Here is a 21,661-nt window from a genome sequence, read left to right as displayed (position 1 = left end):
CATGTACATAATTGCCGATGATGCCATCCCGGGTGATGTCTTCTGTCTCAGCAAAGTATTTATCCGGCAGGTTCATCGTGAACAGGGAATCCAGGTAGGTGGTGAATCTTTTGTTCCCGCCCATTAACTCAATCAATGCCTTGGGGTCCTGCGGGGCAAAAAGGGTATAGTTCCAGCTGTTGCCCTCGATGAAGCCTTCATTGATCGTGCTCAGCGGATCGAATGTTTTCCTAAAGCTGCCGTTACTGAGTTTGGGACGCATGAAGCCCGCAGCTTTGTCGTATACGTTCTTATAGTTTTCCGAGCGTTTGATAAATTCGTTATAGATCTCCATCCGGTTCAGCTTTTTGGCCAATTGGGCGATGGCCCAGTCGTCAAAGGCATATTCCAGGGTGGAGGATACCGATACGCCGCTTTTTTCATCGGGGATATAGCCTTTATCCATGTACTCCCCAATGCCTTCATAGTCCCGGTGTTTGGCTGTAGCCACGCAGGCATCCAGCGCCTTGTTCGCGTCAAAGTGCACATTGCCTTTAACCACCGCGTCGGCGATGACTGCTACGCTATGGTAGCCGCTCATGCACCAGTTCTCGTTACCCGAGTTGGACCAGATGGGCAGCATATGTTCCGGGCTCTGGTCATAGTGGGCCAGCATGCTTTGGATCATATCGGCATTCCTTTGGGGTTCAATGATGTTGAACAGCGGGTGCAGGGCCCGGTAGGTATCCCAAAGTGAAAAGGTGGTATAGTTGGTAAAGCCTTCGGCTTTGTGTATGTTCTGGTCTATGCCTTTGTACTGTCCGTCGGCATCCATATACATGGTCGGGTTGATCATGGTATGGTACATCGAGGTATAAAAGTTTTCTTTGATCTCCTGATTACCCTGGATCTCGATTTTATGCAGTTCGGTTTCCCAAAGCTGCTGCCCATCGGCTTTTACCTGCTCAAAGTCCCAGCCCGGGATTTCCGCCTGCATGTTGTTCAGCGCCCCGGCCATGCTTACCGGCGACAGCGCGAATTTGATTTTGATTTTCTCCCCTGCTTCGGTTTTGAAATCGAAGTAAGCCCGGAGCTGTTTGCCGGCTATTTCGGGGAAATTTTTAGTTTGGTTGAATTTACCCCAGAAACCGCCGTACACTTCCCGTTTATCGTATTTTTTGTAGCCGTGTTTAAAAAAGGCTTTGTTAAAGCTCATCGAGAAGTACAGGGTGCGGGTGCGGGCCCAGCCATTGGTTTGCCGGTAGCCCATCACCGTGCTGTCGTTCAGTACCCGCAGGTAGGTCCACACGTTTTTATCGGGGTAATTATAGATCCCCGCCATCAGGTCCAGGACGATATGCGACTGGTCGGATTTGGGAAAGGTATATTGGTGAAAGCCCACTCTTGCCGTGGTGGTCATCTCAGCGGTGATATTGCTTTCATCCAGCTTTACTTTATAATAATTGGCCTGGCTTACTTCGTTCTGGTGCGAAAAGCCGGACCGGTAGCCGCTGCCTGGTTTATCGGCTGTGCCGGGGTTGAGTTTTAATTGGCCTACGGTCGGCATGATTAAAAAGTCGCCCAGGTCGGAGTGGCCGGTGCCGCTGAAATGGGTATGGCTGAAACCGACGATCGTTTTATCATCGTACTGGTAGCCCGCGCAGTATTTGTATACATCGGGGTTGTATTTACCGTTCAGCTCGTAGCCTGCCGTATCGGTTTCGGGGCTCAGCTGTACCATCCCGAAGGGTACCGTCGCGCCCGGGTATACGTGTCCCATCCGCTGCGTGCCGATGATCGGACGGACATACTGGACCAGGTTTTCGGAGGGGTGGGTTTGCGCCTGCAGGGAAATTGCCGGACTTAAAAGTAATGCAAAAAGAAATTTCTTCATTTTATCTGTAAAGAGAGCTAATTGTTATATAGCTGGATTGGCAGCATAAGCCGTCCAAAGTTGGTCAAGTGTTTTGCCGGTTTCTTTTTTCCAGCTATCATCTGTAAAGGTGTGGTCGCGTAATTGTTTATCGAAGGTTTTTACCACACCTGCTTTGTAATTTTTTTCAGTCCAAACCAAAAAACGGGCGGTAACACGGTAAGCGTTATCATAATTTTGCGTAGATTTAAATTCAGGCAATGCCCAGTGCGCACCTGCATTATCAACACCAAATTTATTACGGGCGTAATCAGCAATGCCCTCGGTTAACCATCCCGGACCAGCGCTATCACCGTAATCCTGTACAATGTGCATCACCTCGTGGGTAACTACATCAATATCTTTAGGATGTTTGGTCATATATTTTGAACTGAATACTACACGTGCGTTTGCTGTTGCAGCTACGCCATCATAGGCGGTATCAATAACAAAGGTTACGTTTTTAGTAACTTTTTTATTGTATTCTTTTTCAAGCTTTGGATATACTTCAAAAAAGGTTTCTTCGAGTTTAGCTATCTCCGCTTTATCAAAAGCTGCATCCTGGTTTATGACCGTTAGCTTGTATCCGTTTTTATTAATTACCTCGGTTGATTGGGCATGACCGGCGGCACAAAATGCAAAAACCCCAATTACGTTCAAAAAAAATATTCTCTTCATTATTTTATGTATTGTTTTATATTAATCAAGGTTGAAAATACCCGGCACAATCAAGTTAACAGGATTGTACCGGGATTATTGTTGTGGTATTGTTTTTAAATAGGATCGCGGGTAGCGTGTTTTAATTTAACCGTGATTAAATAAGTACCTTCCTGCGAAACCCTTACAGAAAACCTTGGGTTGTAACTATAATTCCTACCTGAAGTTGGCGTAAAACCCGGATCGATCTTTACAAATTGCCCGGGGATACGGTAATACATTAAAAATCCCTGCGCCGCTCCCTGGTATGGAAAAGGAATAACCTCAAAATTACAAGTTAAAGATGTATCAGAAACTATAACCGGGTGAAACTTTGCAAAGGTTGTAAAATCACTTCTATCACCACGTTTAATGTATTCGTTCTTTTTAGGGTTAAACGGCACTCCATTTTTATCAACTATCTTTAAGATAGCCAATGTGCCTTTGGGCGATAATTTGGTTACGGTAACACTCGGCTGGCCAAGATCTCCGTTGGTGGTTGTGCCGTCGGCAAACCATGCACTTCCTCCCTGATCAATATCGGCAACGGGGCCATCGTACAAATTAAAAGTGGCCACGTTTTTGATATTCTTTGTACCGTTCTCGTTAGTTGCAGCGATATCAAATTCATATGATCCCGCAGGCGCGTTAGCGGTAGTACCGAAAAAGGTAAACCCACCTGTATGTTCGTTAAACTCGAAAGTTGGTGAGCTAACAATTTTACGGCGGCTATTTAGTAAAGCTACCGTGGTATCTACATTTGGGTCAAATTGCTCTATATAAACATATCTGTCGCGATTTTTATACAGTGAATCTGCATGTTTATGAGTAACAGCATCTCTTATATCCAATAACCTATAAGTTACCGGCGCGCTTGAGCCATCGTTATCAACCGCAGATGTTTGCACAATATTTCCTCTTTGAACCTGTATCGGGCTATCGCGATAACGGATCTGTCCACTTAAAAAACCATGAGGTGCCTTAACGCAGGCCACAACACTTGTCGCTATTATGGCGACGGCCAAGATTTTATAACTTTTTTTCATTTTCTTATTATCTAAAAAGTTTATTAATTTGAAATGTTACCAAAATAGGTGAATGTGTGGTTATTGCTTAGTACATGCAATACGCCCGTTGTGGTAATTATACCGGTAGTTTGGCAAAGTGTATAAAGAAACTGCCGGCTATCCAGCGCCGCTATACCATCAATAGTTGTGGGTACCGAACCACCGGGTACCAATGGAACAACTTTGGTAAAGAATATATACTGCGGGTTTGTTGTAAAAATGCCACTGGTATAATCAGTTGTTGGTAATAACTGCATCAGGCGCCTTTCGCCATCTTTTGATTGCACGTATACTCCCTTTTGGGTAAGATTATCCCTGCTATACTTATCTTTAAACATGTATGATTTTAAAGAGTCCTTCAGCGCAACAAAATCAATGTCATCAAACTTGTAAACCAAATTTTCATCGTTTTGGGTAATACGCAGCTGAGCTTGCTTAGACAATACATAGTTGTGGATAGAGTAATTTGTCATCGCGAAAAATGTTCCGCTGGTGTTTACCTCATCCTTTAGCTGCATTTTATTGATCATAAGCACCAGGGTATCAAACGCGTGATTAGTTTTCAAATAATCATAGGTAGTCATGTTCACCTTAGCATTAAAGGGGGTACCGCCAATAACATAGTCCTTTTTACAGGAGAAAAGCGCGGTTGCCGCAAATAAGGTGAGTATAAATATTTTTAATGTTTTCATTTTATGCTATTTAAATAGTTATAATTTCCCTTGCCAGTAAGGTGTTTGCGTTAATACAAAATCATCTTTGAACATACCCGGGTCAATTGGCCATAAGTTGCCGCCCGCATTGATCCTGACATCATCAAATCGCTCGTTATAATCTCCTATAAAACTTGAGGTTGGATTGCTGATTTGTTTAGTACGCACCAGGTCATAAAAAGACTGGCCCTCATAAAACAGCTCACGCAGGCGCTCTTCCAGGATAGTGCGATTAAGATCATCGCCTGTACCCGTATAATTATCAATACCAGCCCTTTGACGGATAGTGTTAAGTAACGTTACTGCCTCTCCATCGCGCCCTAAATGATTCAGCGCCTCAGCTCTAAGCAATATAATATCTGCCAGGCGGAAGATGATGATATTATTAGATAACCTTGGATCGTTCTTGGCAGAACCATCGGCATAAGTAATGTTTGAGTATTTAATGGTTTGCCCGTTTGAACCTTGAGCCTGGAAAAAGTATTTCCGATATCTCAGGTCGGTTGTATCCGGGAACAACTTATTTACATAGGTTGTATTAACCGGCCACTGTAAACTTGACTTGGTAGCTACAAACGGGTATGCAATAGTTGGAGCATAAAGCCCTCCATATGGATTATTAAGTGAGCCGCCTTCGTTTTGGCCATAGCTGATGTTGATCTCGAAGATACCTTCAACAGATTTACCAATAAACACCTTGCTAAACTGTGAAGTATCACTAACTAAATGATAACCACCGCTATTAATTACCTGTGCTGCAGCCTGCTCACATCCGCTATAGTCATGCATCCATGCTTTAATGTGTGCTTCCAAAGCAAGAGCGCTGCCTTTGTTTGCCCTTACCGCACGCTGATTTTCATCGCTGTAACCAAATACAAGGTTAGCTTCGGCAGTTTTTAAATCGGCAAGGCATTGCTTAAGTACATCGGCCGCCGGGGTGCGGGGTATATTTTTGGCCTGACTAACATCCAAATCAGGTTCTAACTTCAAAGGTACCGCGCCCCATACCCTACTCATATAAAAGTAAGTAAACGCACGCAGAAAATAAGCTTCGCCTATGATCTGTTTCTTTTCGTCCTGGTTGGCAAAGGTGTTGATAGGAATATTAGGCACCTTGTTAATTACCAGGTTTATTTGCTGTAACAGCTGGTAATAGTTTAACCAGTTCCAGTTACCAGACCCAACATTTAGCCCTGTAAATTCGCCGTTACTAATGTTATAGTTTCCATCATCCTGTCCAGAATTGATACTAAACTCACCTGCAGGTGCATCGCCATAAACGTGGAATGAGTAGTTATTGGTTAATACCGACCGCAACAACGCGTATGACCCAGCAATTGCCGTATTGGCATCAGTACCATTTTGAAAATACGCATTTGTAAAAGTGGAGTTATGCGGTTCAACGTCAAGTATCTTTTTACAGGAAGTAACACTTATTAAACCAGTTACCAATAGTAACCCGGCGGTATATTTTAATATGTTCTTTTTCATTTCTTTTCTTATTATCAACATGTATAAAATGTTAAAGGGTTATATCCAGGCCAAGTGTAAACTTTTTAGGGATTGGGTATCCACTGCCATTATACACACCAAAAGCGTCAACTTCTTCAGCATCCGGCACGTTTGATTTTTGGAAAATGTGCAGATTATCAACCATTCCATATACCCTTAAATGACTTACATGCAGTTTTCTTAAAATACCTTCTTTAAATCCATAGGAAAGGGATACAGTTTTTACACGCAGATAATCGCCATTTTCAACCCAGGCAGAACTTACAGCCGCGTATTTATAATGCGTTCCGCTTACCGAACTTAAAGAAGGGTATTGCGCTACATCACCAGGATTTTTCCAGTAATTGATGCCAGAAAGATCAGGGAAAGCATTATGTGTTATATCATGATATGGATCAGGATCGCCATCATCATTGGGTACCAGATGCGATAACTTACCTACCAGGTAATCATTGTAGATATCGCGGCCTAAAGTGAATGTACAGAATACAGATAATGTCCAGCTTTTTAAGCTAAATGTGTTAACAAATCCACCGGTAAATTTAGGATTTGGATTACCCGCAGGTACATAATCTGTTTGATCGAGTGTGCCATCGCCATTTGAATCTTTCCATATTGGGTCACCGCCCTTAAACGGATAACCATAAAAATTTAAAGGCTGACCTGTTACCGGATTAATAGGAACATCTTTATCTGTTTTGTAAATACCTGTTTGTTTAAACAGATTATATTCGTTTATAGGCTGTCCTTGCCTTAAAACATACTTATCTAAATAAATATCGCGGCCGCCATTGGGTAACGCGGTAATTTCATTTTGGTTATAGGCAATATTAAAGCTGGTTTCCCATTGAAAAGCACTTTTAGGAGCAAAATAGCGGGCTATGAATGATGCCTCAAGGCCCCTGTTTTGTGTACCGATAGAGTTGGTTACAATAGTAGTATAACCCGTGCTCACCGGCAATTGAAGCGAGAAGATACCCTTGCTGGTATTTTTCACATAGGCATCTGCCGTAAAGCTGAACCTATTGTCGAGAAAAGCCAAATCAACCCCAAGGTTAAATTGTTTTGAATGCTCCCAGGTAAGGTTTTTATTGCTCAATCCCCCGTTAAAATTAGGAGATATGGCCGCAACCCCATTATAAGTATAAGAAAGGTTTTGGCCTGTTTGCGGGCTGCTGCTACCAGAGAAACCACCTGCGCCTATAGCATAAGTATTGTATGATAAATAGTTATCGCCACCATCAGGCTGCCTTCCGGTAATACCGTAGCTACCACGAATTTTAAACATGCTTAGCCAATTTTCGGTACCCCTCATAAAAGGCTCGTCGCTTACTATCCAGCCTGCAGATACTGAAGGAAAATAACCTACCCTGTTACCCGCGCCAAATTTTGAAGATGCATCGGCATTAAATACGCCTGATAATAAATAGCGACCCTTATAATCATAGTTCAACCTTAAAAAACCGGTTTGAATACCACTTTCAATTAAATCTGAGTAAGCTGTTGAGCTGGCTTTGTTTAGCACTTTTACAATCGAGATTTGATCATTAGGGATCCCATCCGCTTCCGCATCAGTTGCCCTGTAGTTATGGTACTCGGTATTTTGACCAATCAACACATTTATATGGTGTACATTATTTAATGTTGTACTGTACTGCAAACTATTACTCATTAAATAGTTGGCAGAGTTATCTACAAAGCTTGATGCATATCCTGTACCACTTAACCTAACACTGCCGGGTGTATAGGTATCTCTGCGGCTGCCTGCACTTTCATAGGATATTACAGTATTAAATAACCAATGATCAGAGATTTTCCAGTCGATAGTTGGGCTTATGGTAATACTGTTATTGGTATTAGCATCTGTTGATGGGTTGGAGCTGCCAAACAGAAAATCCTTATTATCCTGTGATAGATATAAGTTTGAAGGAGGTAGCGGGCTATTTGCATAATAACCACCTGTAAACGGATTTACGTTACCGCTCACATCGCTCAATGAAGTTGGGCGATCAACCCTGTAAAACCTGATCTGGGTGCTGATCTTCAATTTTGGAGAGAGCGCGACACCCACTGTACTGTTAAATGAATAACGTTGCAACCCTGTTTTTTTGATGATACCAGCTTCATTGTAATAGTTTAAGCCGTAACGGTAGGTTACTACATCGTTACCACCAGTCATAGATAGCTGGTAGTTATCAACCTGCCCTGTTTGGTATAATTGGCCCCTGTAATCGTTAGCGTTATTAAAGGCCGGATTTAGGGTATCGGTCAAAATCTGTGGAATACTTTGTAAGTTTTGATAGTTGCCATAATGCTGTATCAACGCAAGTTTCGCCCTTGTCTCGGCAGCACCTGTAAGTACTTTATCCAAGTTAGGTTTATCTGTTATACCGTGATAGGTTGAAAAAGTGATCCTTGGTTTACCGGCTACGCCCTTTTTCAAGGTGATGAGGATTACACCGTTGGCGCCGCGTGATCCGTATACTGCAGACGCAGATGCATCCTTTAATACATCGATGCTTTCGATATCGCTGATAGGGATACCCGCAAGCGCATCGGTACTGGTTCCGCTACCATAATTAATGGCGGCTATATCTTCGGTGCTTTGCGTAACTCCGTCAATTACGTATAGTGGACCAGAAAGAGCTCTTGCAAGGCTTTGCTTTCCTGATGCGGTACCGGTATTGTTATCAATATTACGGCTAACCGCGGTGTTACCCCTCAAAACTACGTTACTGCGTACCCCGGGCTCGCCAGAAAAATTCTGAACATTTAAACCGGCAACACGTCCCTGTAATAGCGCATCCAATGTTGGCGCAGGGATATCGGCTATAGCCTTAGGATTAATAGATGTAACGGCCGCACTGATGGTTTTGCGTGCTACAGATTGGTAGCCAATTACAACTACATCTTTTAATGCTTGCTGATCTGTTTTAAGAACGACAACCAGGTCTGATTTAGCTCCGGTTATTTTAATAGTTTCTGGCAGGTAACCAATCATCCTTACAGAAATTGACTTACCTATTTCAACTTTAATTGTAAATGCACCCGAAACATTTGTAGAGATACCTGATGTTGAACCTGCCAATAAAACAGAAGCACCAGGTAAGGGACCGCTGGCGTCCTTAACAATACCCGAAACGGTAACCTGGGTACCCGTAGCCGGGGTAGTTTGGGCGTGCGTGGCAGATACTCCCAAAACAAGTAGTATTGGAATTATGCACGCGTAATAAAAGATCTTTTTTTTGTAAAAAAATTTAATCATAATTAATTAATAAAATGAGCAGTTAATGATTGTTGATATGAAGCAATGCCATATCGATACTGTAATAGGGGTTTGAACAGCGGCGCTGTTATTTGCTTTAAGTTTTAGTTGTTTTTCTATCCATCCAGTTGGTTTTGGTTATTAATTTATATATCAATCTAGGTAAAACGTTTTATCAATTTGTGCACAAAAATGCTGTCATCCAGGCAAACACAAAAGAAATTTAAAACCGGCGCATCCAATAATGCACCCTGACTGGAAATGAAAGCTCAATTTTCCGAAAGAACAAATATTTATTTCAAATCGTTAAGAAACGATCATTGTTAGTTTTTAAAACTACCTGTTCTATCAAGAGATAAACCCTTCAAGATAAATCGTTTTATCAATATAATCACACGTAGTTAACAATAGAATAATCCAAATATAATATAGTAAAATGTTTTACCAAAACTTAATCGCATTTTTTATTTAAAAACATTAATTTTTGATATAATGGCAATAAAAATAACACATTAAAACTAAAATGATTAAAATATTTCAGTTTTCTTGTTCAAATTACGCATATAAATAGAAATAGCAATAAATAGAAGCTTCTAAAACAGCTATTTATTGCCATAAATGATTATCGCAGGTAAAAACACTATTTTACCACTACCGTAGATCCCCGCTCAACAAGCGTTGCTGGTATTTGAAGTTTAATTTTGGAGATATCGTACTTTTCGTTGCTCATTTGCGACAGCAATACATCTATTGCCGACTTGGCGATCTCGTAAGTTGGTTGTTTAACTGTAGTAATACCCGGCGGGTACAACTCAAATATCTCATTATCATCAAAGCTGATAACAGCCAGGTCGCCGGGTATATTTAATTTGAGCTCATTGATACTTTGCAGCCCCATGGTGCCCAAATAGTTGGTCGTAAAAAATACCGCATCCATCTGTTTATGCTGTTTTATAAATGTTTTTATAGCATTTACAGCCTCCGTTTTATCAATATCAAAGGGCACCTTAAAAATTAGCTTCTTATCTTCCTTTATATCGCCAGCCTTTAATGCATCCTTATATCCCTGCATCCTATCCTGCAGCTGAATTAGCTCCAAATCAGCCGTTACAAATCCAATATTACGATACCCGGAGTTGATAAGGAACTGAATAGCATGATAAGAACTATTATAATTATCAACCAGCACATGCGGAATATCTAGATCAGGAAAATAGCCGTCTATCAATACCACAGCTTTTTCATTTGTCACCAGGTTTTGTATTTCTTTCTCCAAACCCTTTATAGGGGTTATAATGTATCCATCAACCAATTGCTGCGATAGCATTTTGATCACATCTCTCCCTTTTTGAATATTATTGTTGGTACTACAGTAAATGACTCCATAGCCCGCTTTTTCGGCCTCTTCCTCAATTACTTTAGCCATTGCGCCAAAAAATGGGCCGCCTATGGTCTCCACTATCAACCCAATAACCTTTGATACACCTGTGCGCAAGCCAACAGCCATCCTATTAGGCTCATAACCATTGTTATGGGCCACATCTAAAATCTTTTTACTTATCTCTTTACTTATACGCCCCTTCCCGTTTAAAACAAACGATACTGTGGTTATAGAGGTATTGGTAAGCTTTGCAATATCCTTGATTGATATTTTTTTGTTGATCATGCTATTTTTAGTTTCCGGTAACCTGCGGTATATAAATGCGGGTAATACTGCTTACCTCCAAAATTATAAATTAATAGTACAGTAGGGCCATTATCTTCCCCGGCTTAAACCCGGTTAACAATATTTAACATTTCAAAAAAGCTTTACAATTAACTTTAAGGTTTATAATAGCCACAATTAGTGCCCTGTGGCTAAATATAACAAATGATTAACCTGCTTTCACTAAATGTTAAGCAATAATTTCACTAAATGATAAAACCTTTTACTAAACAACATATTAATTTATCAAAATCTTAACTTACCTTGCAAATTACATGATGATAAAAATTTAAAGCCGGTACATTTCAATTAAGATGAGCATAATTCCAAAACTTAACCGTTTTGATCTGTCGATGATCGTTATTAGTTTGGTTATTGGCATGGGTATTTTTGCTACCCCTGCCGAAGTAGCTATCAGCTTAAGCAATCCTTTTTTATATTTTGGAGCCTGGTTTTTTGGTGGGGCAATAAGTTTATGCGGGGCCCTCACTTTTGCCGAAATTGGTGCCCGGTATCCAACAACGGGTGGCTTTTATAAGGCTTTTTCCTATAGCTTTCACCCCGCGTTTGCTTTTATGATCAACTGGATCCTGGTGATCAGCAACGCCGCGTCTGTAGCCGCAGTTGCCCTTATAGGTGCAGAATATATAAATCCCATCATTATGCCAAAGGATTTACAAAATGATATGGGGATAAAGATCACTTCCATTTCATCTGTACTTATTTTATATATCATAAATCTGCTGGGGATTAAAATGAGTGCCCGAACTCAAAATGTACTTACCCTGTTTAAAATAAGCATGATACTTGTTTTGTGTGCTGCCGTGTTTAAAGGCCCTACACCTGCTATAGCGCATCATGCATTTAAACACATTGGCAATAACAGTATATACGGCTTCGGCGTAAGTTTAATAGCTATATTTTTCACCTATGGCGGCTATCAGCAAACCATCAATTTTGGAGGCGACAGTATAAACGCGAAAGTTAATATCCCAAAGGCCATTTTCAGGGGAATGATCATTGTTATCTGTTTGTATATGCTCATCAACTTTGCCTATTATTCAGTTTTAGGAATTGGCGGTATGCAGCACCAGCCGGCATTGGCGGCTACATTAGCCGGCGTTATTTTTGGCGCCATGGGTTATAAAATCATATCGCTACTCATGTTTGTTTCTGTACTTGCGTTTATTAACGTAAATATCATGGCTAACCCAAGGGTTTACTATGCCATGGCCGAGGATGGGATACTCCCCCCGATATTTAAACATATCAACCCCAAAACACAGGTGCAGGAATTTGGATTAAGCTTTTTTGTGGCCGCTGTATTAATCATATTGTTCTTTGTAAACTCCTTTGAGAAAATGCTGAACTATGTGATGTTTTTTGATACAGTGGGACTTTCAACGGCCGCCTTATCCATTTTTATTTTGAGAAAAAAAACTAAATATCTCGACGGAACAGGAATATATACCATTAAATGGTATCCCTTAATCCCCGTTGTTTTTATTACCAGCTATTGGTTTGTTACTATATCAATTTTTATTGAAAACCCCATGGCTGCCCTCATATGCCTTTGTGCATTTGCAGCTGGCCTTGTTATATATTTTATTACCAAACGCACCCAAAAACCAATTTCAACATCTTAATTATGGATCTTTCATTTATTTTAAATGAACTGGGCGAAGACCGGGAGAATTATTTCAATGCAGTTTCGCCGCCTATTGTACAGTCAAGCAATTTTGCCTTTAAAACGATAACCGACTTAAGGCTGGCTATGGCCGATGAATTTGGGGCCAACTTATATTCACGCGGGCAAAACCCTACACTTACTATTTTAAGAAAAAAACTGGCTGCATTAGATGGAGCCGAAGACGCTTTATTATTTAACAGTGGAATTGGGGCCATTAGCGTATCTATGCTTGCGTTGCTTAAAGCCGGCGATCATGTTATTGCTGTTAAAGATCCTTACAGCTGGACAGAAAAACTGTTCAATGATTTTTTATCTAAATTTAACATCACCACCACATTTATTGACGGAGCCGATTTTAGCAATTTTGAAAACGCGGTGCTGCCACAAACACGTATTATCTATTTAGAAAGCCCCAACACTTTCACGTACCAGGTGCAGGACATCAGAAAAGTAGCTGCCTTTGCAAAGTCGCGCGGAATAATAACCATGATAGATAATAGTTATTGTACGCCGCTCTTTCAACAACCTATAAAAATGGGGATCGACCTTGTTGCACAATCGGCTACAAAATACATTGGAGGGCACTCTGATATCACCGCCGGCGTACTCACAGGAAGCAGAGCCATGATCAAAAAAATATTCGATCATGAATTTATGAACCTTGGCCCTGCCCTTTCTCCTCACTCTGCATGGTTACTGCTAAGAGGTTTAAGAACATTGCCTTTGCGTTTACACCGGAGTTTTGAAAGTACCAAGATAGTTACCGCATGGCTGAGCAGTCATAAAGCAGTGCAAAGGGTACTATGGCCCTTTAGTGCTGATTTTGATCAAACAGAACTTGCTCATGAACAAATGCAGGGCTGCGGCGGCCTATTTAGTTTTATTTTAAAAGATTCCTCTTTCGCAAAAATCGAAACCTTTTGTAATCAATTGCAACACATCCTCATAGCGGTTTCATGGGGAGGGCATGAAAGTTTGGTGGTACCGGCAATTGCATCAATTGCAGAGCAGGACTATAGTGCTGTAGATGATCACCATCAACTTATCAGGATGTATATTGGATTAGAAGAACCACAATATTTGATAGATGATTTAACACAAGCATTGGCAAAGGTTTAAAATAAATAAAACCGGTCCAGGGTGCGGACCGGTTTTATATTGATAAAGGCCCTACACCATTGAAAGATGTGGGCTGAATGCAAACAATCAGACTATTTTGTTGCCATCACAGTAGCATTTTTAAACAGAGGATTTACTTTAAAATAAGTTCCTCCGCTAAAACTGATCATGTAATCAGATTTAAAGTGAGTGCTTTTTTGGTAATAATCAGTACTAATAATTTGCGCGCCCGATTCCTGGGCAGCTTTGAACGATGATTTATCATCATTACGGGCTTCCTCGGTATCAGAGTCCGCACGGGTACGGATGATGTAGCCTTTTTTTACCAGCCTTTTTATTGCCGCCAAATCTTTTTTAGCATCATTCATGATATGAATAGCAGCCTCGGGAGTTCCCGGAAGCGCGTCGGCAAACAATACCCGTCCTTTAAGTGAAGGATGGCCTGCTATGTAAGATGCCCTTTTAGCTCCTTTCTCATCAAGTATAAAAATAAATTTACCCTTTGCGGCTTTCAATGTTGGCCAGTTGTTGTGCAATACGGCTGTTTCAAGGGTTTTATACTTTCCGCGTATATCATCGGGCGTTATTAAGTATTGTTTACCAAGGTTATCTAATATAGCCTTGTCAAGTTGGTCAAACGTTTTGGATGTGAATTTTTCGGGCACGGTAAAGCCCGGTTTCTTCATTCGCTCATCCTTTGCATTCATGGTAATAAAAATAGGATTATGATCAGGGTGTGCATCACTCCATGTTTTCAGTTCCTGCAGGCAAAGTTTAAAAGTTAAACAGTTGCTGCGGTAATCAATATCCTGTATATGAAAAACCTTAAAGCCGGGCTCTTTCATTACACCCTGTGTATCATAAGGTGGTTGACCAGGTACCCAGTCAAGCCCTTTAGGGTGTGCATATTTACCGCCTTTGGCATCGGCATAAACATCTATTTCCAATGCATTTAAGCCCAAATTAAGCTGATCTGAAAGGCCAATATGGTCGTAATCAATTTTGCTCATCCCCACAGAATCGCGCTTTTGCAAAAAACGGAATAGTTTAGGATCAATAGCCCGTTTATAACTGTTGTGTGATCCTATAACCTGGATCTTATTTATAGTGAGATCCTCCTGATCATTTTTTAAAAACGAAAGAGGAAGTAAAAGACTAATCAGTAAGCCGCTAATAATTTTCATTTTTTATTTATTTTACTATTTAATTAAAACGTAAAAAGCGCAAAAGTTTTACCTTTTGCGCTCATTAATATCAACTATAAATTAATACCCAGGATTTTGAACCAATTTAGGGTTAAGTTTAATTTCGGTTGATGGTATAGGGTATAACCTGCGGGTAACATCTTTATTCATACTCAGCACATCATTTGGCAATGGATATTCCACTTCAAATTTACCAAAACGAATTAGATCATTACGACGCCATGCTTCCCATGAAAATTCGCGCGCACGCTCATCTAATAAACCGTCAAGATCGATGCCAGCTACCGTAGGGGCACCCGCACGTGTACGGATCTTATTCACCAATACATCAGGGGTTTGCAACTCTCCGTTAACAGTGGTAGCAGAGGCTCCGCGTAAAATAGCTTCAGCTTTCATTAGTATCACATCTGCCAAACGTAATACAGGCACATCGTTACCATTTAGGCGGGTTGCCTGTATAATAGTAGGATCCGGATAATATTTCATGGAACGCACCCCTTCTGATTGGCTTGCAATTGTATTTCCTAAATCCATAGGTTTGCCTGGTACCAGGGTCAATTTAGGCTCAATATAAATTTGAGTTGTGGTACCCGGGTAATATACGGGCTGTGTAGTGAAACCACCACCACCATCCGGTGCAAATTGAGGTCCGGCCAGCCATGTTTTTGAGCGAACATCATTTGGCAGATTAAACCTGTTATAAAACTCTGGGGTGGTACTCATGGCAATACTTAAACCTACGTTAAACCCATAGGCTTGCACCAGGTAGTAAAAGAAACCAAACCTGGTAAACTGATTACCCGGAATTTGCTGATCATAAGGAATAGCAAATATGGTTTCGTTAATTTGAGGACCATTATTTGGTAAAAATATATCACGGTATTTAACGTCAAGGCTATAGTTAGTATTCTTTAAAACACTATCGGCCATGGCAACAGCACCGGTATAGTTAGCGGTACCGGTATAAACCTGCGCATTAAGATACATTTTCTCCAACAAAGCAAAAACCATTGCTTTGGTTGGGCGACCATAATACAAAGCTGCATTACTGCTTGTTTTTGCCGGCAGTAGTGGCAACGCGCTTAACAATTCGCTTTCAATGTACTGGTACACTTTGGCACGTGATTGTGTTGCAGGCTGTACTGTTACCGGAAAATCAGTGATAATAGGCACGTTACCGTACAAATCCATCATGAAGTAATTATATAAAGCACGCATAGCCTTAACTTCGGCAGATGAAGCTGCCTTTTTTGCTGGCGATGAAGAGGAAGCGTTAATAACGGTAAGTATGCGATTGCAGGTGTTAACACCACCAAAACCCCACTGCCATATCCCTATTACGTTAGGATGATCAAATGTCCAGCTGTGGTAATGCAGCTGCCTGTACTGGCCGCCATCATCAAAGTTACCATCACGGGCAGGCAATATTGCCTCGTCTGTTGATAGCTCTTGCATGCGCCAGTAAGGCACAGCAAATTGTGAAGAAAGGTTTGAATAAATGGTACCCAGCAGCGCGTTGTAATCTGCATCGGTAACCGGGAAATTTGATTTTACGTACTGCGACTCTACAGGTACGTCTAACTTTGTGCATGAGGATGTACCCAGGATGGCAATTGCTGCGGCACATAATATTAATATCTTTTTCATCTGTATATCTTTAGCTGAATGTTTTAAAATGATGCATTTACACCGAAACTGAACGTGCGGGTTTTAGGATAAAAATCCTTGTTATCGATGCCCGGCGTTAAGCCGCCAATATTTATTTCGGGATCAACACCTTTGTATTTGGTTATGATAAAGATGTTATTGCCAGATGCGTAAAAACGCAGGCTCTTGATAGCCTGGATATGCGGCTTAATGGTATAACCTAAGGTAGCATTATCCAAACGCAGATATGAGCCGCTCTCTAAATAGCGATCTGATACCAGGTAAGCGTTAATATCTTTATATGATTCGCCAAGGGTGGATCTCGGGATATTCTGAAATTTGGAATCGGCCGGATTGTTTAAAGATGCTGCTGTAGCATTCAGGATCTGGCTGCCATAAACACCTCGGAACAGGAAGTTAAGGTCGAAGTTTTTGTAAAAGAAACTGTTGTTCCAGCCATAAATAAGCTTAGGCTGCGCGCTACCTGTTATACGCTGATCAGTAGTAAGCGGCTGCGAAGCGGTGGTTGAACCATCGGCTTTTTGATAGGTACTTACACCAGCTGCATTTTTACCCAAATAGTGCCACAGGTAATAGGTACCAATTGCATAACCTGGTTGTATAATCTGACTACTTAAGAATGACTGTCCTTTACCACCCAATTGCGCGGTTAAAATATTGTTAATAGTAAATTGATTATTTGATAAGCTTACTACCTCGTTTTTATTGTGCGATACGTTGAACGATGTGCGCCAGGTAAAGCTGTTGGTTTTTACCGGGATGGCATTCAATACAACCTCGATACCACTATTTTTTATTTTGCCAACATTAGCTGTTAACACCGGATAAGGATACTGGGTTGACGATACCGAATAGTCGGTGATCAGATCAGATGTTGTTTTGATATAATAGTCAACAGATCCTGTAATGCGGTTTTGCAGTATACCGAAATCCAAACCAATATTGGTGGTTGCTGTACTTTCCCACTTAAGGTCGGTATTCTCATTACGTACTGGGCCAATAGAGTTGGTGATAACCCCATTGCTCAAAAACTTTCCGCCACCACCCGGAGGGGTTCCGTATATTAACTTAGCGGTAAAGGCATCAAAACCCAGGCTGTTACCAGATACACCATAACCGGCCCTTAGTTTCAGATCACTAATCACTGGCATACTTTCCATAAACTTTTCGCTGATGATCTTCCATCCGGCAGAAACCGCGGGGAAATAACCGTGGCGATGATTTAAACCAAAGGCCGATGAACCATCCTCTCTTAACGAGGCCTGCAACAGGTATTTATCAGCATACTGATAATTTAAACGACCGTAATATGATATCAATCTTAAAGTTGAAATGTAGGCCGGGTTAAAAATAATTTGCGACAGGTTTGTCGGATTTGAGAACGACAAATTATTGTACGTTAAATTATCATCTGAAAAGCCCTGGGTTTGTACACCAAAGCCGTCATTGGTACGATCCTGCTGATACGAGTAACCGGCCAATGCTTTAATAGAGTGCTTACCAAAAACCTTATCGTAATTAAAATAAGCTTCAACTACGTTGCTGGTATTGGTGTAAGCGGCACGGTTAGCTACGCCATTTGCACCAACCGCAATGCCCGATTGGCTATTATAGTAGGTATTTACATTGTTTTGCTCTTTTTGGGTCGATCCCGTCAGCGTAAACTTTAAGCCAGTTAAAATGTCGACCTGGGCAATACCGTTTATGAGGGTTTTATTATTGTCGGTTTTGATAAAGTTATTATCAATTAATGATAACGGGTTCAAAGTGCCGCTGCCTGTACGGGCAAAGTTTTCTTTGTAAGTTCCATCAGGGTTAAACGGACTTACCGTAGGCAGGTAAAACAATATACCCGGCAATACCTGGCTTTGAACAATATCATTATTTTTGGTTGCACTGTTGGTTAAAGTTAAACCTAACTTAAGCCTGTCATCAAAAAAACGCTGGTTGATATAGCCTTTATAAATAGTACGCTCCAAACTGGTATTTTTAAGGATACCATTATTTTTCAAATAATTTACGCTTACACCATACTCCGAATTCGTACCCGCGCCACCATATGAAAGATTGTGATTTTGCGAATAGCCTGTACGCTCTGCAAGTTTTTGCCAGTTGGTATTTGAGCCGTCATCATCTAACGGCTGTTTTAGTGGTGTTACGCCATTATCGGCCAGGTATTTGCGCAACTCATCGCCGGTAAGCATATCAATGTTTTTTGATACCTTTTCCATAGCGCCGTATGCACTATAGGTTAACCTGGTTTGGCCGGCCTTTGCTTTACGTGTGGTAACAATAATTACCCCGTTTGCAGCACGTGAACCGTAAATTGCTGTTGATGATGCATCTTTTAACACATCGATACTTTCAATATCGGCAGGTGCCAAAAGGTCGATAGATGCACCCGGAACACCATCAATTACATAAAATGGCTGTTGTGCCGCGCCGGTGCGGAAAGTTGAAGGACCTCTTAATATAGTGGTCGGTTGTTTATTAGGGTCACCGCTTTTGGTGATGTTTAAACCAGCTACCTTACCCTGCAAAAGTTCGGCAGGGGTAGTTAATACACCCTGGTTAAAATCTTCTGCTTTAACTGAGGTAATTGCACCGGTTACATCTTTACGGCTTGATGTACCGTAACCAATAACCACTACATCTTTCAATTGCTTGGTATCAGTTACCAGGGTAACGTTAATAGCATTTTTTGTGCCCACGGTTACTTCTTTAGGTACCGATCCTAAAAACGTGAACTTTATAACGTCATCAGCTCCGCTTACGTTAACCTGGTAAGCGCCATTGCCATTTGTTGTTGTGGATCTTCCGGAACTTTTAACAGTTACCACTACACCGGGCAGTGGAGCGTTGTTTTCATCAGTTACTGTTCCTTTTATTGTTTTACCCTGCTGAAAAGCAAATGCACTTGCCGAACCAATCAGCATGCACAGCAAAAGCATAACTGCTTTTGGCTTAAAATCATAAAACAACCTTAAAATAAGTCTGTAGTGTTTTTTCATAAGTTTCAATTAATTTTTATAAACCCTTTTTGCATGTAAGAAAACTGCCTGCCAAAGAATGTTAGCAAACGATATTTCGTGCAAAAAAACGCTTATGTTGTTAGCTGGAAATAAATTGTGTATTAACTTATTCGCAAGTAAAAATCAATAATTAGGGTAGATATAATTGGACTTAAAGCTAATAATTAAATTATATGTAAGAAAACTTTACAACAAGCAAAAATACATTAACATACGATTAACATATTTTTAAAGTACCCTATAATTCCGGATTTATATTATTTAAAAATAGACCGCGATTTTAAGACAAAAAAATGGGGCAGAAATCTATTTAAAGACTTTGCCCCATAAAGGAAAACACAAGTATAGTACTGATTTAAAGCGTATAGCTCATTAAATATCGAATATCAATTGATTTGCAAGATCAATCTCCTGCTGGGTTATAGTATGAGGGCGACCCTTATAAACTTTAAGTGTAACTGTGGCATTAAGCTCTTTCATAACTTTTACACTTTCTTCTACCCTAATTAATGGCACATGCGGATCGGGATCACCTGTGGCTACGAGTATAGGTGTGCCTTTAAAATCTCCTTTATATTTCTCTAAGATTACCTCTTCGCCTATCAGGCCACCGGTAAATGCCACTACTCCCCCATATTGTTTAGCATTTCGGCTTGTATATTCAAGCGTAAGACAGGCACCCTGAGAAAAACCCAGGAAATAAATTTTTTCTTCAGGGATACCATCTGCTATTATTTGCTGCACCAAATCTCCTATCACCTCAAGTGCCGAACTCAACGCCGGCTGATTTTGCTCCTCAGGTGCCATAAAGCTATATGGATACCAGCTGTTGTTGGTAGCCTGTGGCGCATATATGGCCATGTTTTTAACATTTAAATCGCCGGCCAAACTAATGATGTTTTGAGCAGTACCACCCCGGCCGTGTATCATGATTAATGCAGCCCCGGCATCTTTCGCCGGGGTACCTGCTGTTATATATTTTTTTTGATGTGTGTACATGATCAATATAATTTTGGCAATGTTCTTTCAAGGGTACTGCGAAACTGTTCGTGCTGTGCAGGCAATTTTAAGTTAGTACCTAATTCATCAACCGGCTCATCAACTGCAAAACCCGGATTATCGGTAGCCAGTTCAAATAACACACCACCTGGTTCGCGGAAGTACAGTGAATAAAAATAGTTCCTGTCAATCTTATCCGTAATATGCAAACCAAGGGCTGCAATTTTTTCGCGGTACTGCATTAATACCTCTTCGTTTTTAACCCGGAAGGCAACGTGGTGTACAGATCCGCCGGCTACATGCCCCGCAACTTCACCGGCAACCTCAACCAGATCAACTATTGCTGCGTTTTCAACAGTATCGGTAATAAAGCGATAACGATTTACATGCTGTTCTAATAAACGGTAACCAAATACACCTGTTAAAATATCAGCTGTTGGTTGCATTTTATTGGTAGTAATAGTGATGCTATGAAAACCTTTTGTGGCATTATCAGCCTTAACTTCATCAGTTTCCCATGGTAAGCGGGCATCTGTATTTTTAGCGGCTATCAATTCAAGCTTTAATCCGTCCGGATCCAAAAATGTAAGATATGGTTCGCCAAATTTTTCAGCTACCTTGTTGTAAATTACATTTTTTGCCTCAAAGCGTTTAAGCCAGAAATCAAAGCTGCCTTCGGGTACAGAGTAACCAATTTCTGTAACCTGGCGTGCACCTCTGCGGCCCGGAGAAATATTTTCCCAGGGGAAAAAAGTAAGTATTGTGCCTGGTGTACCTTCTTTATCACCATAATATAAATGGTAGGTTTCAGGATCATCAAAATTCACTGTTTTTTTCACCAGCTTAAGGCCAAGTACTTTGGTGTAAAAATCATAGTTACGTTTAGCATTGCCTGCTATGGCTGTAATGTGATGGATGCCGTTAATTGTATTTTCCATGATAATATTTTTTAGTGTTTGTTTTATTTACATCAAAATTACCTCCTAATCTGTCCAGAAAACTTGACCTACAACAAGAAATTTAAAAGCCGGGATTAAAAAATTTCGGCCTGATTTTTTAATATTAACATTCTCCATGTTAGCAAACCACCATAAAAAAA

At 40.8% G+C, this 21,661-nt stretch carries 14 protein-coding genes; 2 read left to right on the top strand and 12 right to left on the bottom strand.

Going from position 1 to position 21,661, the window contains the following annotated elements:
* The 7 genes from AC1DYB_RS14120 to AC1DYB_RS14090 all read right to left on the bottom strand — a co-directional run.
* Positions 1–1,873: GH92 family glycosyl hydrolase (locus AC1DYB_RS14120; RefSeq protein ID WP_477435807.1), on the bottom strand; the 1,873-nt coding region annotated here is incomplete at its 3' end.
* A gap of 24 nt (positions 1,874–1,897) precedes the next feature.
* Positions 1,898–2,569: a basic secretory protein-like protein gene (locus AC1DYB_RS14115; protein WP_477435805.1), complete on the bottom strand. Its 672-nt coding sequence runs from the start codon at positions 2,567–2,569 to the stop codon at positions 1,898–1,900.
* A gap of 95 nt (positions 2,570–2,664) precedes the next feature.
* Positions 2,665–3,633 carry a DUF5007 domain-containing protein gene (locus tag AC1DYB_RS14110; RefSeq protein WP_295715823.1) on the bottom strand — a complete coding sequence of 323 codons (969 nt, stop codon included), beginning with the start codon at positions 3,631–3,633 and terminating at the stop codon, positions 2,665–2,667.
* Positions 3,634–3,656: 23 nt separating this feature from the next.
* A complete protein-coding gene (locus AC1DYB_RS14105) occupies positions 3,657–4,346 on the bottom strand; it encodes a hypothetical protein (protein WP_477397535.1) in 690 nt (229 codons plus the stop codon).
* Between the two features lie 18 nt (positions 4,347–4,364).
* Positions 4,365–5,858: a RagB/SusD family nutrient uptake outer membrane protein gene (locus AC1DYB_RS14100; protein ID WP_295715819.1), complete on the bottom strand. Its 1,494-nt coding sequence runs from the start codon at positions 5,856–5,858 to the stop codon at positions 4,365–4,367.
* Between the two features lie 31 nt (positions 5,859–5,889).
* Positions 5,890–9,144 carry a SusC/RagA family TonB-linked outer membrane protein gene (locus AC1DYB_RS14095; RefSeq protein ID WP_477435802.1) on the bottom strand — a complete coding sequence of 1,085 codons (3,255 nt, stop codon included), beginning with the start codon at positions 9,142–9,144 and terminating at the stop codon, positions 5,890–5,892.
* Positions 9,145–9,784: 640 nt separating this feature from the next.
* The gene (locus tag AC1DYB_RS14090) at positions 9,785–10,810 is read right to left on the bottom strand and encodes a LacI family DNA-binding transcriptional regulator (RefSeq protein ID WP_477435800.1); all 1,026 of its coding nucleotides are present in this window, start codon (positions 10,808–10,810) and stop codon (positions 9,785–9,787) included.
* A gap of 353 nt (positions 10,811–11,163) precedes the next feature.
* Here AC1DYB_RS14090 and AC1DYB_RS14085 point away from each other — a divergent pair, with 353 nt between their 5' ends.
* Together AC1DYB_RS14085 and AC1DYB_RS14080 are read left to right on the top strand one after the other, a co-directional pair.
* On the top strand, positions 11,164–12,495 hold the full coding sequence (locus AC1DYB_RS14085; protein ID WP_477435798.1) for an APC family permease: 1,332 nt from the start codon (positions 11,164–11,166) through the stop codon (positions 12,493–12,495).
* Positions 12,496–12,497: 2 nt separating this feature from the next.
* Complete coding sequence (locus AC1DYB_RS14080) at positions 12,498–13,658, top strand: trans-sulfuration enzyme family protein (protein ID WP_477435796.1); 1,161 nt, start codon at positions 12,498–12,500, stop codon at positions 13,656–13,658.
* A 92-nt stretch (positions 13,659–13,750) separates the two neighbouring features.
* Here the strand turns inward: AC1DYB_RS14080 and AC1DYB_RS14075 are convergent, their stop codons facing one another.
* From AC1DYB_RS14075 to AC1DYB_RS14055, 5 genes are all read right to left on the bottom strand, one after another.
* Complete coding sequence (locus AC1DYB_RS14075; protein WP_295715810.1) at positions 13,751–14,842, bottom strand: phosphatidylinositol-specific phospholipase C1-like protein; 1,092 nt, start codon at positions 14,840–14,842, stop codon at positions 13,751–13,753.
* Between the two features lie 81 nt (positions 14,843–14,923).
* Positions 14,924–16,510 carry a RagB/SusD family nutrient uptake outer membrane protein gene (locus AC1DYB_RS14070; protein ID WP_477435793.1) on the bottom strand — a complete coding sequence of 529 codons (1,587 nt, stop codon included), beginning with the start codon at positions 16,508–16,510 and terminating at the stop codon, positions 14,924–14,926.
* Positions 16,511–16,533: 23 nt separating this feature from the next.
* Positions 16,534–19,542, bottom strand: coding sequence for a SusC/RagA family TonB-linked outer membrane protein (locus tag AC1DYB_RS14065; protein ID WP_477435791.1), 3,009 nt, complete (start codon positions 19,540–19,542; stop codon positions 16,534–16,536).
* Between the two features lie 393 nt (positions 19,543–19,935).
* Positions 19,936–20,562, bottom strand: coding sequence for an alpha/beta hydrolase (locus AC1DYB_RS14060; protein WP_477435789.1), 627 nt, complete (start codon positions 20,560–20,562; stop codon positions 19,936–19,938).
* Between the two features lie 2 nt (positions 20,563–20,564).
* Positions 20,565–21,500 carry a ring-cleaving dioxygenase gene (locus tag AC1DYB_RS14055; RefSeq protein ID WP_477435787.1) on the bottom strand — a complete coding sequence of 312 codons (936 nt, stop codon included), beginning with the start codon at positions 21,498–21,500 and terminating at the stop codon, positions 20,565–20,567.
* Positions 21,501–21,661 lie beyond the last annotated feature (161 nt).

The sequence above is a fragment of the Mucilaginibacter sp. P2_A4 genome, assembly GCF_056405015.1.
The sequence above is the reverse complement of the archived record's forward strand: the minus strand, read 5'-3'. Positions and strand labels throughout refer to the sequence as shown.